This window comes from Vibrio maritimus (genome assembly GCF_021441885.1).
Taxonomy (GTDB): Bacteria; Pseudomonadota; Gammaproteobacteria; order Enterobacterales; family Vibrionaceae; genus Vibrio; species Vibrio maritimus_B.
This window is the reverse complement of the sequence record NZ_CP090439.1, coordinates 1,080,380-1,094,993: the sequence shown is the minus strand read 5'-3', so window position 1 is coordinate 1,094,993 and position 14,614 is coordinate 1,080,380. Positions and strand designations below refer to the sequence as shown.

At 45.7% G+C, this 14,614-nt stretch carries 14 protein-coding genes; 5 read left to right on the top strand and 9 right to left on the bottom strand.

The genetic code is table 11. The annotated features are described in order from the left end of the window. Positions 1-187 precede the first annotated feature (187 nt). Positions 188-1,351 (top strand): conjugal transfer protein TraF, encoded by a 1,164-nt coding sequence (locus LY387_RS21350; protein WP_234496232.1) that lies wholly within the window; start codon positions 188-190, stop codon positions 1,349-1,351. Between the two features lie 79 nt (positions 1,352-1,430). Here the strand turns inward: LY387_RS21350 and LY387_RS21345 are convergent, their stop codons facing one another. Beyond that, positions 1,431-2,567 (bottom strand): carbohydrate porin, encoded by a 1,137-nt coding sequence (locus tag LY387_RS21345; RefSeq protein WP_234496231.1) that lies wholly within the window; start codon positions 2,565-2,567, stop codon positions 1,431-1,433. Positions 2,568-3,162: 595 nt separating this feature from the next. On the opposite strand from LY387_RS21345, the gene LY387_RS21340 reads away from it, so the two are divergent. Then, positions 3,163-3,345, top strand: coding sequence for a hypothetical protein (locus LY387_RS21340; RefSeq protein ID WP_042469775.1), 183 nt, complete (start codon positions 3,163-3,165; stop codon positions 3,343-3,345). A gap of 113 nt (positions 3,346-3,458) precedes the next feature. Here LY387_RS21340 and LY387_RS21335 read toward each other — a convergent pair whose 3' ends face one another. The 4 genes from LY387_RS21335 to LY387_RS21320 all read right to left on the bottom strand — a co-directional run bounded on the left by LY387_RS21335 (position 3,459) and on the right by LY387_RS21320 (position 8,253). Beyond that, complete coding sequence (locus LY387_RS21335; RefSeq protein WP_234496230.1) at positions 3,459-4,886, bottom strand: sucrose-6-phosphate hydrolase; 1,428 nt, start codon at positions 4,884-4,886, stop codon at positions 3,459-3,461. A gap of 78 nt (positions 4,887-4,964) precedes the next feature. Continuing rightward, the gene (locus LY387_RS21330; RefSeq protein WP_234496229.1) at positions 4,965-6,326 is read right to left on the bottom strand and encodes a PTS transporter subunit EIIC; all 1,362 of its coding nucleotides are present in this window, start codon (positions 6,324-6,326) and stop codon (positions 4,965-4,967) included. A 196-nt stretch (positions 6,327-6,522) separates the two neighbouring features. Continuing rightward, positions 6,523-7,239, bottom strand: coding sequence for a GntR family transcriptional regulator (locus LY387_RS21325; RefSeq protein ID WP_234496228.1), 717 nt, complete (start codon positions 7,237-7,239; stop codon positions 6,523-6,525). A gap of 6 nt (positions 7,240-7,245) precedes the next feature. Then, the gene (locus LY387_RS21320; RefSeq protein ID WP_234496227.1) at positions 7,246-8,253 is read right to left on the bottom strand and encodes a LacI family DNA-binding transcriptional regulator; all 1,008 of its coding nucleotides are present in this window, start codon (positions 8,251-8,253) and stop codon (positions 7,246-7,248) included. 177 nt (positions 8,254-8,430) lie between these two features. Here LY387_RS21320 and LY387_RS21315 point away from each other — a divergent pair, with 177 nt between their 5' ends. Beyond that, entirely contained in the window at positions 8,431-9,351 is a 921-nt protein-coding gene (locus tag LY387_RS21315) for an aminoimidazole riboside kinase (RefSeq protein WP_234496226.1), read from the top strand. A 157-nt stretch (positions 9,352-9,508) separates the two neighbouring features. Further along, on the top strand, positions 9,509-10,111 hold the full coding sequence (locus LY387_RS21310) for a 2OG-Fe(II) oxygenase (protein ID WP_234496225.1): 603 nt from the start codon (positions 9,509-9,511) through the stop codon (positions 10,109-10,111). A 40-nt stretch (positions 10,112-10,151) separates the two neighbouring features. Here the strand turns inward: LY387_RS21310 and napH are convergent, their stop codons facing one another. The 4 genes from napH to LY387_RS21290 form a co-directional block, all read right to left on the bottom strand. Beyond that, on the bottom strand, positions 10,152-11,003 hold the full coding sequence (gene napH / locus LY387_RS21305) for a quinol dehydrogenase ferredoxin subunit NapH (protein WP_234496224.1): 852 nt from the start codon (positions 11,001-11,003) through the stop codon (positions 10,152-10,154). After that, positions 11,003-11,770: a ferredoxin-type protein NapG gene (napG, locus tag LY387_RS21300; protein ID WP_042469769.1), complete on the bottom strand. Its 768-nt coding sequence runs from the start codon at positions 11,768-11,770 to the stop codon at positions 11,003-11,005. Before napG ends, napH begins: the two co-directional genes overlap by 1 nt. 307 nt (positions 11,771-12,077) lie before the next feature. Continuing rightward, on the bottom strand, positions 12,078-12,545 hold the full coding sequence (locus LY387_RS21295; RefSeq protein WP_234496223.1) for a bactofilin family protein: 468 nt from the start codon (positions 12,543-12,545) through the stop codon (positions 12,078-12,080). Further along, positions 12,449-13,402, bottom strand: a complete 954-nt coding sequence (locus tag LY387_RS21290; RefSeq protein WP_234496222.1) for a M23 family metallopeptidase — start codon at positions 13,400-13,402, stop codon at positions 12,449-12,451. The genes LY387_RS21295 and LY387_RS21290 overlap by 97 nt, the downstream gene beginning before the upstream one ends. A gap of 278 nt (positions 13,403-13,680) precedes the next feature. Between LY387_RS21290 and LY387_RS21285 the strand changes: the two genes are divergently transcribed. After that, positions 13,681-14,586: a Gfo/Idh/MocA family protein gene (locus LY387_RS21285; protein WP_234496221.1), complete on the top strand. Its 906-nt coding sequence runs from the start codon at positions 13,681-13,683 to the stop codon at positions 14,584-14,586. Positions 14,587-14,614 lie beyond the last annotated feature (28 nt).

Below are 14,614 nucleotides of genomic sequence, written 5' to 3'. Positions count from 1 at the left end.
GTGAGCCTTTTTTTATCCTATAAAACAAAATGATAGCTCATTTACTTTATATAAATATCAATTATCATATGCTCTTGCGTGAATAACTCACGTGAATGCAGTGGCGTGATCTTCGCAATGAAGGCGCGTAATCATAAGACTCATCGGATAATGAGTACTCAATGCGAATGAATCGCAGGACATAATAATGAATAAAATGACTAAAGTGGCCGCCATCGTCTTGGCAGCAACCACTCCAATTATATCGAATGCAGCAAACAATATGGTCGAAGCACGTGGTGCCGCCATGGGTAACACCGGTGTCGCGTCAGCTGACTACTTAACCGCAGGCTTATACAACCCAGCATTAACCGCTACATACAAAGACAGCGATGATGTTGGTTTGTTGCTACCAACATTTGGTGCGAGCGCTCGTGATACGGATGAGAGCATCACTACGTTGGACGATCTGCAATCATTAATTGATGAATATGAGAAAAACCCAACGGGCGATGTCGCTAAGCTCGCTGAGATCAACCGCCTATTGGATCAGCTTGAGGGCAACAGACCGACTACGGTCACTGCCAACGTTGGATTTGCAGTGGCAATTCCATCTAGCATTGTATCGAGCAACCTGTATGCGCGTGGCTACGCAGAAGCCATTGCAGCGCCATTAATCGCGCCAAGCCAAGGTGACACTCCAGATGCCATTGAAGACCGTTATATGGACTCTGAAGTACAGATGCAGGCATTCGCGAGCGCCGAACTTGGTCTAGCCCTGGGTAAGAACTTCGTGATTGCTGATCAAGACGTCTCATTTGGTATTACGCCTAAGTTCCAAAAGCTACGCACATACGCACTGATCGCTAGTGTTCAAGACTTTGATGCCGACAATGCAGAAGACAGCATGGTTGAAAAAAGTGCATTTAACTTTGATCTCGGTGCAGCATGGCACTATGAAAACTGGCGTCTTGGCTTATCGGTACGAGACATTATTCAACAAGAAATTGACGTCAAAACCCACGACGGAACTAAGATCGACAGCTACAAGTTAAACCCTATGGCGACCATTGGTTCAGCATACAATGGCGACTTTGTAACGGTTGCGGTAGATATCGAACTCACCAAGCAAGAGCGTTTTGCAAACCTTAACGACGAAACTCAATACCTACGCTTTGGTATCGAAGGCAACGCGTGGGACTGGGCACAACTGCGCGCTGGATATGAGATCGACATGCAAGACAATGCGGACAGTGCTATAACGGCGGGTATTGGCCTCAGCCCATTCGATGTCGTCAGTCTGGATATTGCGGGTAACTATGCGGGAAGTAATCAGCTTGGCGCTTCCGCAAACCTAGCTTTCACTTTCTAATTATCGAGTTAAAACGAAAAAACGGAGCGAACTCGCTCCGTTTTAGTATTTGGCAGTGTTGTTCTATACGACTAAGCGCTTAGAAGAAGTACTTAAAGCGTACACGTACACCTTTGTCATCATCTTCAGCAAAGTTGCCTGCTGCAGTCTGAGTGCTATCAGTCTTGTTATCAACTGTTGTGTAGTAAGCACCTAGGTAGATAGAGAAATCTTCTACTTGTAGTACGTCAGCAAACTCGTAAGATGCGTACCAAGTATCAACTTTCACGTCACCTGCTGCGTAGCTAGTAGAAACTTCTTTGTTCTCGTATTCGTTCGCTGCGTGGATGTAACCAAGACCGAAGCCTTTGTATAGTGCGTTCACACCAACAGACATGTTGTTCTCATCAACTGCGTCCATGTATGCGAAGTTTGCAATAAGGTTCCAGTCTGCAGTTGTGTAGTTTGCAGTCACACCGTAACCAGTACGGTCAGATACATCAACCTCACCATTCACACCTTGAACAACTACCGCATCTTTCACTAGGTTCGCTTCCATAGAAGCTGCAATACCGAAGTTACCTGCTTGGTAACCTACTACTGGGCGAAGTAGTACAGCATCTTTAGTGCTGATGATTGGTTGACCGTGGTAAGAACGGTCGCCGTTACCATCTACACCGAACAGTACGTCACGCTCACCAATCATAGATGCTAACTCAACATAAAGATTGTTGAAGTTTTGGCTGTACATTAGCTGACCGCTAGAACCACGACCACGACCTTCTTTCATTTGGTAAACGTAAGCAGAACCGTCAACAACTAGGTCGTTTGCTGTGTCACCAGAGTACTCTAGGAACGTATCTTGACCTACAGGGAACATATCGAACGCTTCGAAGCGACCCATACGTAGATTCCAACCATCTTGTGCGCCGAATGCGAACCAAGCGTCATCTAGAGCTACGTTGCCGCTGCTTTCCATTAGAGGTTGAACGTTTACTTGGAATACGTGACCAGTGTCTGTGTAGCGCTCGCCTGCAAACTCAAGAAGAATACGACCAGTTTGGTCAAACTCTTTTGCTGTTTGAGAATCGCGGTCTTGGAAGTTGAAGTCAAATTCAACGTCACCACCGATTGAGAAGTTACCTGTCTCGTTATCAACGATGCTGATACCCGCGTTTGCAGCCATTGCAGTAGAAACCAATACTGCAGCTAGCGATAGCTTAAATGTGTTTTTCATTATTAACCCCAAGGATTGTAATTGTAATAAGTGTTTTTTTTATATTTAAAAGCTCTTTGTCTGTAGTGAATGTATTGGGGAACAACCTAGCAACACATTCACACGTCACATCAAACAAAAAACTTGAAATCATTTATCGAATGAACGAGAGCAATTTTGGGGAAATTCATTCACCCCATCAATCCTAAGAAACTGAAAATGCCTACCTAAATCACGCTTTTAGAAAAATAGATAAAGCCAATTAAATCAATACCTTATATATAAATAAATATACATTTAGCTTTAAAAACATTTATTGAGGCAATTTATGGGAACTTTCAATCAATCCGCAGTCTTATAGTGATATTCCTCACACTAATCTATTGATAAATTCATTAATCGCATGTTAACGAGTTGCTGCAAATTTGAAGCAAGACCGTATCACTAAAGGGCTCTGTGCATTTTCGTTGCCGCTTGTTATACAGAGTGCAGGCTAGACAACAAACGAAGCTCGGAGCCTCAAACCAAGACTAGTCACTAGAGTGCATAAACTTTTACTTGCTATCAGTCGCATATCGTCTAATTTATGTAGTAGGGAACCGAGGGAGGGAGTCGTATGAATCAAACGCTAGAAAAAGACATTGTTGATGCTATCCACCGTCTAGACGATGAACAGCTAAGAGATGTTAAGCTATTCGTCGACCGCCTATTTAGCGATAAACAAGTTAAAGCTCTCGTTACTGACGAAGAGTTAGACATGATTCTTGAGCTCAGCTCGTCAAAACAGCGCTTCCGATAATAACCACCCAGGCGCTGAACAACTCACCGCTCTCCAGCTCTTCATTTATTTGAAAGGCTTATAGAAGACAAAAAGGTCAGCATCCGCTGACCTTTATTCGTTATAGCATGTTGCTAGTTATACTGTATCGAACCGAGATAGTGGATAGTACCAGTGACACCAGACAAGTAGAGCTGATCTAGGTCCGCCACAAACAGTCGCGATGTAAACACAGTTTCACCACCATCACAGAAAATCTCGATGCTTGAGTTATCGACGAAGATTCTCACTCTGTTATGTGCACCGACGCGTTTTGCGTAACGAGCTGTTCCGAATTGCTCTGCATGCACATCGGTTACCTCGGTTCTATCGAGTTTCCACTCACAATCTATACCAGAGAACACCATTTTTTCGCCGCTTTGGTTAGCAAACTCGATGGAGAAACTCTCTTCAACCAAGACGTCCAACTCAAATGCACGACTCGCTAACTCCGTCTTAGCAGCAAGTGAGTGAGCACTTAATCTCAATGCTTCCATTTCAATAAGTGGCTTTTGAATCAGTTTGTTACCGCGAATTTCGACTTCTCTGGGCATGGTTAGCATATGTGCCCAGTAGTTTTTATCCGTTGGGTACTCGCTTTTCGAATTGCCAAGCCAACCAATCAGGATTCGCCTACCCTGCTCATCGAGATACGTCTGAGGCGCGTAAAAGTCGAAACCTTTGTCTAACTCAAAATAGCCTTGATTCTCAAACTTCAGGGTTTGTGTATCAATTGGCTTGCCAACAATATAGACCACGGAAAAGACGTTCTTGAGATCATATTTGTTGTCGGATGAAACGCCCTGAGGAGAGAAGATAAACACGCCGCTATCGTCTTCTTCATAGTAATTAGGGCATTCCCACATAAAGCCAAACTGCTCAAGACCAATATCGACATTTCCCATATAGTGATAGCTATCGATCGATTGACCACCATAAATAGCTAACTTACCTTCATTTTGGTGGCTTTCAGCACCAATTAGCATGTAGTAGCCATCATCCCGCTTTATGGTGACAGGGTCACGCATGTTGTGAGTGTAGTGCTCTGGGTTGAAATCGACAACGATTCCCTTTTTCTCGACATTCCCCTCTTTATCCATGACAGCCAAAATCTGAGTCGGATGACCAGTGTCAGGCTCTGGGACATAGTGCGCGGTATACAACAGATTCAATTGGTCATTTTCCACCACTGCGATACCAGTATGGCAGCCGTGTTGGTCGTAATCTTGATCAGGATAAAGCGCAACACCTCTGTCTTTAAAGTTGACAAAGTCTTTAGTCGAGACGTGATACCAGTGTTTTAGGCCGTGCACCGGACCCAGAGGAAACCACTGATAAAAGATGTGGTGTTCACCATTGAAGAAACTTAGCCCATTAGGGTCATTCACCAAGCCGTGCTTTGGTGCGATATGGTAGCTTGGATAATAAGGATCATTTTTGGTGAGTGAAGCAATGTGCTGTAAGTACTCATCCGAAACTTCGTCTAGCCTAACCATACGGTTTTGACGGTTCGAAAAATCCATAACGACTCTCTTTAAAACTGAAAATAAAAAATCCCCCCATGTGACTCGCTCATCCATGAGGGGATAAAAATCAATGTATTAGTTTGCTTCTTTGTAGAATAGCTTGGTCATTACAAAGGCTACCAATGCCGCGACTAACATAACCACAACGTACATGCCTAGACCACCACCCAAGTAAAGCAACATGCCTGGTAGCATAGTGGCACCAGTACCTGCCGAGCCAATACCAGCAATAGCACCGATACAACCACCAATCGCACCGCCCACACAACCGTAAAGGAACGGCTTAACTCGTGGAAGCGTCACAGCGAACATCGCAGGCTCAGTGATACCAAATAGTGCTGGTAGCGCTGCACCAAACATACCCGACTTTTTCACCTTGCTGGTTTGCATTGTCATCACCGCCATCGCCGCACCAAACTGACCAGCAATTGCTGCTGTGCCCAGTGGATTGATGTAGTCAAAGCCAGTCTCTGTCACCATCGCAATCGTAATTGGAACAATCGTATGGTGCATACCTGTCACAGCCATGAACTGAATAGCGCCACCGTATATGAGACCGCCAATGCCGTATGGGATTTGCAGGAAGTAAACCACGATATCAGTAATGAACTTTTCAATACCGAGTAGTAATGGACCGACAAATACCAATCCAGCAATCAGTGATACTAGGAGCGTGATAAACGGTGTAAGGATAAGATCCAGTACCTCCGGCACGTATTTACGAGAGGTTTTTTCGACCATAGCGGCGAACCAGCCCATAAATACTGCAGGCAGTATTGAGCTTTGCAGACCGGTAACCGCAATCTCAAAACCAAAGAATGGAATCATTAAGGCTTCTGCATTACCAAACGCCACATCCCACTTGTTAGCCAATTGCGGTGCCACCAGCATCAAACCTAAAACGATACCTAGGACAGGGTTACCACCGAACACTCGCATGGCAGACCAAGTCACCAAAACTGGGATAAAGATAAAAGCGGTATCGGTAAGGACTTGAGAAAGCGTCGTTAGCTGAGGTGATAATTCAACACCGAATCCACTAACGATCAGTCCGCGCAATCCCATGAGCAATCCCGTTGCAACGAGAGCAGGGATAATCGCAACGAAGATGTCTGAGAAAGTTCGAGTAACTCGTTGAAACGTGCTACCAGATTCTTCCTTCTTAGGTGCTGCGCTCGTTTCTACTTCACCGTTGCCGGTTAGCTCAGCGAAGACTTTGCCCACAAAGCCAGTACCTAAAATGACCTGATGCTGACCATTTTTAAAGAAGTAACCATGAACACCCTCTGTCTCACCGAGTTGTTCAGCGTTAACTTTTGAGTCGTCTTTGGTGACGACGCGAAGACGTGTTGCGCAGTGCGTCAACTGTTCGATGTTGCCTTCACCACCGAGCAAGTCCATGACTTGCGATGCGACAACTTTAGCATTTCTTGCCATTGTTTCGTTCTCTCCTAAGAGCACAAAATAGTAACCTGTATTCAACGTGTATTAATGTAATACAGGAAGAATACAGGATAAACCTTTTTATGTTATTGAACGTGAGAAACGTGCTTGTCATCACAATCAATAATAGATAGTGAGCATATAAAAAAACCACCTTATAGAAGGTGGTTTTCGGTAGCTTAAACGTCGATCAAAGCCTAGCGACGATCTCGAAGTCATAAACGCTAGATTTATAGTAGACCACTGAATACTCGTAAGGCTCGGTCTCATTTCGATAGTTAACCGATTCATTGATCAAGATAGGTTCCAGCGCGGCGACCGATAACTTATCTTGAACAGACTCACTGGGTAAAGAGGGTTTGATCTTTTGATGAGTTTTCACCATTTCAATCCCCTGCTCTTTTAAGTAAGCAAATTTAGAGCCTGACAATACCTGCTCATTTAAGTCTGGTAGTAGCGCCACCGGTATATAGAAATCCTCATAAGACACGACATCACCGTTCACAACACGCAGACGACCACATCGAAATAGCTCTGCATGAAGCGCGACCTTAAGCTTATCTGCTAGGGCTTCATCAGCGACCGTCTTTTCAAAATGAATAACTTGGTTACTGGCCTCTAGTCCTGCGCCTTGCAACTCCTGAGCAAACCCCGCCATACCTAAGAAATCATGCTTCAATTTCTGGACTGCGACATAGGTCCCTTTACCCTTTTCCGATACCGTATAGCCAATATCGGCGAGTTGCCCTAACGCCTTACGAACGGTAACTCGACTGACCCCTAGGCTCTCTACTAGCTGACTCTCAGAGGGCAATTTCGACCCTTGTGGATACAGCCCATCATCGATGCGTTGTTTTAGCGTATCGGCGACTTGTATATAGAGGGGTTGTAGTGATTTCGAGTCCATGTGGCGCTAACGTCTCCTGTAATGAATGCGAGCAGAGATGCTTGTGTTACTTTTATAGTCCTTATTAGACAAGGTCTTTTGCAAACAATCAAATACCTTCAAGGCGAGCTGTTGGCAATCCTGTTCTATGGAATCGATTTTTAGCGGCAAACAATCGAGAATCGAATAATTATCGAAAGTAGCAAGGCGCATCGATTGCTGTGATGCATCCGCCATCAAATCATGCTCGTTAAGGTATCGCAGTACACCCTCGAGCAAAGAGTAGGACCCGGTAAAAAGCGCCTCTGGTAAGCGACCTAATTGCTCGACGCATTGTTGCATCATGTCATAGCCACTTTGCGGCTGATAATCCTGGTTGAACACTAATTCTGGCTGCAATAACAGTTCTCGCTCTTTCAGCGCATCCACAAAACCCTGATAGCGCTCTCGACTCGGAGATAGTGACAGTTGCCCTCCAATAAACGCACATTCTTGTGCATTTCCCGTCAATTCGAACACTATCTCTTTGGTAGAATCATAGGCATTTGTAGTGACGACACTAAAGCGTTCTGACTCGAAGCCTCGATCAAAAAACACAACTGGTGTTTCTTTTTTTAGGGTTTGATAATAGTCATCATTGTCTAAACATGATGCCACCATCATGCCATCAACCTGACGCTCAATAAGATTAGCGACCGCTTTTTTCTCTTGCGATGGATCGTCATCTGTCGAAGCGATCAACAGCTGATAACCTGAAGCAAGGGATAACTGCTCTAGTGATTTAGCGATAGCAGCGAAGCCCATATTGGTAAGATCAGGAATAACTAAGCCAAAAGTCTGTGTTTTCTTAGACTTAAGCGCCCGTGCATAAACACTTGGCGAATAGTTATTCTCATCAACGACCCGTAACACGCGGGCTACCGTCTCTTTATTAATACGGTGCTTTTCTGCATGTCCATTCAAGACAAAGCTAACGGTCGATTTAGAAACCCCGGCTAGCTCCGCTATATCTGCGAGTTTTAACTTTTTACTCATCGCGCTTTACTTCTGCTTCCTGCTTATTTCTTCTATCAAGGATCAACTTCACTAATCGTGATCGTGTTTTAGATCACAGTTTTTACTGCTTTCACTATGTTGCCTATTAAAACACATTTTCTTTGCTAAATCGATTTAGTAAACTGCCAGCAAATCGATTAAGGCAGGAAATTTGTTATGAGTAAGGTTTGGGTAACGGGCGACGCCGTTGTAGATTTGATTCCTGATACGGATACCACGTATCTAAAATGTCCTGGTGGCGCACCTGCCAACGTTGCTGTTGCAATCGCTCGTCTAGGTGGCGAGACAGGCTTTTTTGGTCGCGTAGGTCAAGATCCTCTCGGTCGCTTTATGAAGCAAACGCTGAGCAATGAGAAGGTCAACACGGACTTTATGTTGCTTGATGACGCACAGCGTACATCTACCGTTATTGTTGACCTCGATGAATCGGGTGAGCGCAGCTTTACCTTTATGGTTAAGCCAAGTGCCGACCAATTTATGCAAGTAAGCGATATTCCTGAGTTTAACGCAGGCGAGTGGTTGCACGTTTGCTCTATTGCGCTTGCTAATGAGCCTAGCCGTGGTGCCACACTAGAAGCGATGAAACGCATTAAGCAAGCAGGCGGCTTTGTCAGTTTCGATCCAAACCTTCGCGACGAAGTGTGGGGCGACCAAAGCCTTATCAAGCCTGTGTGCCAGCAAGCAATCGCTATGGCCGATGTGGTTAAGTTCTCAGACGATGAACTGATGTTTCTAACTGAAACCGACAACCTTGATGCAGGTATCGCAGCGCTTGGTGAATACAACAATACACTTGTGCTCATTACTCAAGGCGCAAAAGGCGCATTGGTTATTCGAGACAGTGAGCAACAGCTGATTGCCGGCACGCCAGTCAAGCCGGTTGATACCACAGGAGCAGGCGATGCTTTTGTTGGCGGCCTATTGACTCGCTTATCTAAAACAGCAGATTGGATCAATGATGAGACAATCGTTGATGCGGTTCGCTGGGCAAACGGCTGCGGCGCTTTAGCGACAACGCAAAAAGGGGCGATGACCGCGCTACCAAGTGAACAAGCCCTTATCGACTACATCAAGTAATCTTGTGCCCCTTGCTACGGTAAGGGGCGACTTCTTTTCCCCTTATCCCCGCTTACCCTTCATCAAGCGTTATCGTCACGATAAACAACCTAAATTGAAGCATGCTGTCTATTTCTTTATAAAGCGCCCTCCCTGTTTCTAACAACGATGGTGCATCATGCAAACACTGATCGACAACCTGACCCAACATGGCTATTACGTTTGGGATGACTTCCTCTCTGCCGAGCAAGTTTCAGCTCTCAAAGAGTGCTTACCTGAAGAGTGGAACAAAGCGCGTATTGGTCGTAATGATGATGTGATGCGTGAAAGTGCCATTCGCAGTGACAAGATCTGTTGGCTTTCACCCGATCTTGGCGATCCAGTGGGGCAATTTCTTAGCAAGATGGAAATCATTCGCCAAACCGCTAACCAAAACTTTTTCTTGGGGCTATTTGAGTATGAGGCACATTTCGCCAAATATGAGAAAGGCGATTTCTACCAAAAACATCTCGACTGTTTCCGTGGCAATGAGAACCGACGTCTGACAACCGTGTTTTACATGAATGATGAGTGGAGCGACGAAGACGGCGGCGACCTGGTGGTTTACGATCTCGATGACAGCGAAATCACACGTATCAAACCAAAATCTGGCCGTTTGTTTGTGTTCTTCTCTGAGCAGTTCCCACACGAAGTACTGCCTACCAATCGCGAGCGGTTTAGTATTGCGGGCTGGTTTAGAACAAACGGAGTCAAGGACAACATACTAGATATAGCGAACTAGGATCAGCGCCAGTTGAAGCACAACTGGCGTTTTTGTTTGTCTAGAGCTCACCAGAGTCAGGTTTAACCTTAAACTCCAATACCTTAGGCGCACACACATCAATGCATCGACCACAGCTGATGCAATCTTGGCTCATAATCCGTCGATCACCAGACTTGAGTGGCTGTCTTAATACATCGGGCTCAGGACACATGTTATAGCAGTCCATACACTTGGTACAGGCCTCGCGCTGTGTCGCTTTCACGCGAATAAGGCTCTTGCGACCGATCACACCATAGGTCGCTCCAAGTGGACAAAGGTGCCCGCACCAACCGTGCTCGACTAAGACAAGATCAAGCAAGAATACCAGAGCAATTAAGATCCAACCGGCTCCCATACCAAAAACCAAACCACGATGAAGTGTCGCGACAGGATCAACCCATGCCCAAAGCAGCGATCCTGAGACAGCACTGCCGAGTAAGATCACTGGGATCAACCAATAGCGAATCGTCGGCGACCATTTGAAGCTGGTTTTGAGGTTAAGTTTGCGACGCAGCCAGGCCGCGGCGTCGGTTACGATATTCAATGGGCAAACCCAAGCGCAAAACGCGCGAGGAGCTAACAAGGCATAAAAAACCACAACGATAGTGACACCAATTAAGGCATTCACCTCTGGCCAATGTCCGGTAGCTAAGGTTTGCAGGACCAATAAAGGGTCACTTAGCGGGACAGTACCTAGCAGCATGCTAGAGGACAAATTACCCTGTAAAATACCCCACGTAGGTCCCATCATAAACAGACCAACGATGGTGAGCTGACACAACCTACGTAGAATCAAAAATCGATGAGCTCGCCACCAACCCAATTCTCGAATCGCGTCTTTACCTGCATCTTTTGCGAGATTTTTAGCCATTATTTCCTCCCGTCATTGATGCGGATATGCTCGGTTGGTGCGATATCTGGTGTTTCAGGGAATTGCCCATCACGCAGCTCAACCTTCTCTTCCCAGCCAAGCTGGTAGTGGTCGCCCATATGACCCTTCGCCAGCTCGATAGGCACCACTTTAATCACCGGCACTTCAGTTACACAGGCCTGTTCACACTTACCACACCCCGTACATGCGTCAGAGTGCACCGTTGGGATAAACATAGCGTGGTATCCGGTGCGCTGGTTTCGAATTGGCTCTAGCGTGATGGCTTTGTCGATAAGCGGGCAAACTCGGTAACAGACATCACAGCGAAGTCCCTGCCAGTTAAGACACTCTTCGTGGTCGATCAAGACCGCGAGTCCCATTCTAGAATCATCAATATTGGTCAATGAATGATCGAGTGCCCCACTTGGACACGCCACCACACAAGGGATGTCTTCACACATCTCACAGGGAATGTCGCGTGCCGTAAAGTATGGCGTACCCGATGCTACTGGTGAAAGTAAGGTTGCCAGCTTTAGCGTATCGTAGGGACATGCCTGAACACATAGCCCGCAACGCAGACAGGCTTGATCAAATTGGTTGCCTTCTAGCGCGCCAGGTGGGCGAATAGGGACACCGCCACTGGTTTTAGCTTGCCCTTGTTTAGACTGCAATCCCAAAACGGTTGCAGCAGCACCGACACCTACGGCGGTGCGTGCGGCGTCGCGGAGGAATCGGCGTCGGCTTTCTGAGGTTTTATTTCGTGACATATGCTCCGCCTTATTGGTGACTTATAACGTGCATTTATGCATAAGGCTTTCCCATAACTGTAATGGGAAAAGTGTCATTTGAAATAGTGCTTTGTGGTTATACGAGGGCTGGCTTGATATTTATCAAGTTAGCCGCGTTACTTTGATCACAATGCGGCATTCTAGTCTGCATTACACATATGTGACAGCGTCACTTTTAGGTGCGTAATGGCTTACAGAAGTATAGCCTACCGTGCTGATGAGTTTATTGATAAGAGTAGGGAACAGCGCGTCCCAGAGAAAGAAACTGGAACGCGCAGGGATTCGATTATGCAGTTTTAACGGCTTTAGCCTCCGGGGCTTTCGAGTCGGTTTTCGCGGTGTTAGCTTTAACCGCACTCACCTCTTTGCTGGTTTGACTTTTCAAAGATACAACTTCTTTTTCAGGTAACTCTGCGGTTTCACCGAAAAACTTACCGCCCGGTTCGATGCTCAAGTTGTTACTCCACACCTTACCTTTTACGCGACCATTCGCAAGGATTTGAATCTGCTCCGCGTGACAGTCACCCTCTAAGATGCCGTTGACCACAAGCTGCTTGGCAAACACCTCTCCTTTTACGCGACCAGATTCAGCAACCACTAATACCCCTTCGATATGCAGTTGACCATCAACTACACCATCGACTTGAATATCGTTTTCTAGTTTGAGTTTTCCGCTAATAACACAGCCTTTGGCGATGAGAGTTGAAGCTGCTGAGCGACTCTTTGTTCCACTGTTTTTACTAAAGATTCCCATCTTATTGCTCGTTCCTTTTTAAAAATATCTTCGAAATCATTCACGCCCCACTCCACAAAGGGTTTGGGATCCAGTGCTCGCCCAACAAAGCGAACCTCATAATGTAGATGTGGACCGGATGACAACCCACTATTGCCCGAGATGGCAATCAGCTCACCTTTACGGACAAATTGCCCTGGACGAACTTCAAAACCTTTTAGGTGTGAATAGGAGCTAGAGAAGCCAAATGAATGCTGCAATCTAAGGAAGTTTCCAGAGCCTTTGTTGCTGCGTCTGGTAACCTCAACGACACCATCCGCTGGCGCATAGATTTTGGTTCCGGTATTAACCGCAAAATCCAAACCACGGTGCATTTTGTATTTTCGAGTGACTGGGTGTTGTCGCTTACCAAACTGAGAGGAAATGCGCTCTTTCCCTACAGGTGAACCGCTCGGTATCTGATTGAGCATGGTCATACGCACGTTAGAATGGATTGCAGCTGCATCAAGTCGCGAATCGAGGTCAATGTCATCGGTGGGCTCAGAAACCCCTAACACCTTTTCTAGATCCGCTAAACGCTCAGAGACTAATGTAATGCGCTCTTCCCGCTCAGACAGATCTTGTTGAAGACTCTGCTTAAGGTCTTGCAAGTTTGCTAGCTCATCACCAAGGGTTTGTGACTCACTTGCCAGCTCTGCCTGCTTTAGCTCGGCGTAATCCACTACCTCATACAAATGCTGAATCAACAAACCAGCGCCTAACACTAGCACCAAACCAATCCACGCGAGACTCTTTAAGCTGCGGCGCATTGATTTACTCAATTGCCAATGCGAAGAGCCGTTAATCGTTGAAATTGAGATGGTTAACTGATCTTTCATGATAGTACGGTATTCCCTAACCCTGATTCCTTTACTTAATCCACGAAGCTTAATCTACGAAATCCCTATGACAGGTACTAGTAAGAAACAGCAAAAGTGTGTCAGGACGTGATGTGGTTTCAGACAATTTAGAAAAAAACGTATTACGTTTAACAACTGATTAAAAACATCCGCAACAAAATCTTCTAGCTGGGTCGTAGCAATAAACAGATGCACTGTGTTAACTTGCCAAAAAACAGCATCAATCTGCGAAACAACAGTTAAAACCGAGGCTTATATTGAAAATTGCACACATTGGCATGGGTGATATAGCCCAAAAAGCATACCTACCATTCACGACATCTCAAGCAGATGTTCATCCCATATTTTGCACTCGCGATACAGCGACTCTTAATGCGCTGGCAAGCAAATATCGTGTTATAGACACAACCACTCAGTATCAAGCTGCCCTCAACTTTAAGCCTGATGCGGTGATGATTCATGCGGCGACCTCTGTGCACCCAGAAATTGCCAGATATTTCCTCGAACATGGTGTTCCAACGTTCGTTGATAAGCCGCTGGCAGATAGCTATGAAGAGTGTGAAAACCTGTATCAACTAGCAGAACAAAAACAAGTACCGCTTTATATCGGCTTTAACCGTCGTCACCTGCCTTTGATTAACCAACACTCCCTATCGGATACGGGAACTCTGCAATCGCTACGCTGGGAAAAACACCGCCATGCACTTCCAGGTGATGCGAAAACCTTTATTTTCGACGACTTTATTCATCCATTGGACAGTATCAATCTAAACGGGAGCATTGAGTTCGATGATATCCATGTCCAGCACCAAATGGATGGTGCTAAGCTAGCGCGACTTGGTGTGAAGTGGCAACAAGGCGGCGTGATCTTTGAAGCCTCGATGAATCGTCAATTTGGCATCACACATGAAGTCATTAGCAGTAGCCACGATGACAGAGCCTATCGCTTTGACTCATTTGTGTCAGGTCAATGCTATCAAAACAACCTTGTAGAGCAGGTTCAGCTCAAGGATTGGACACCAATGCTGGCAAGTAAAGGTTTTCACAATATGTTTGATGAATGGAAGGATGTCGTCTCCAGCGGCAAGATGCCACTAAAATTAATCGAAAGAAATCTTTCGACTCATCGAATTGCTCAAAAGCTACTTGACTTCATAACTTGATGAAATTCAGCTAGAAATTCACCACTGC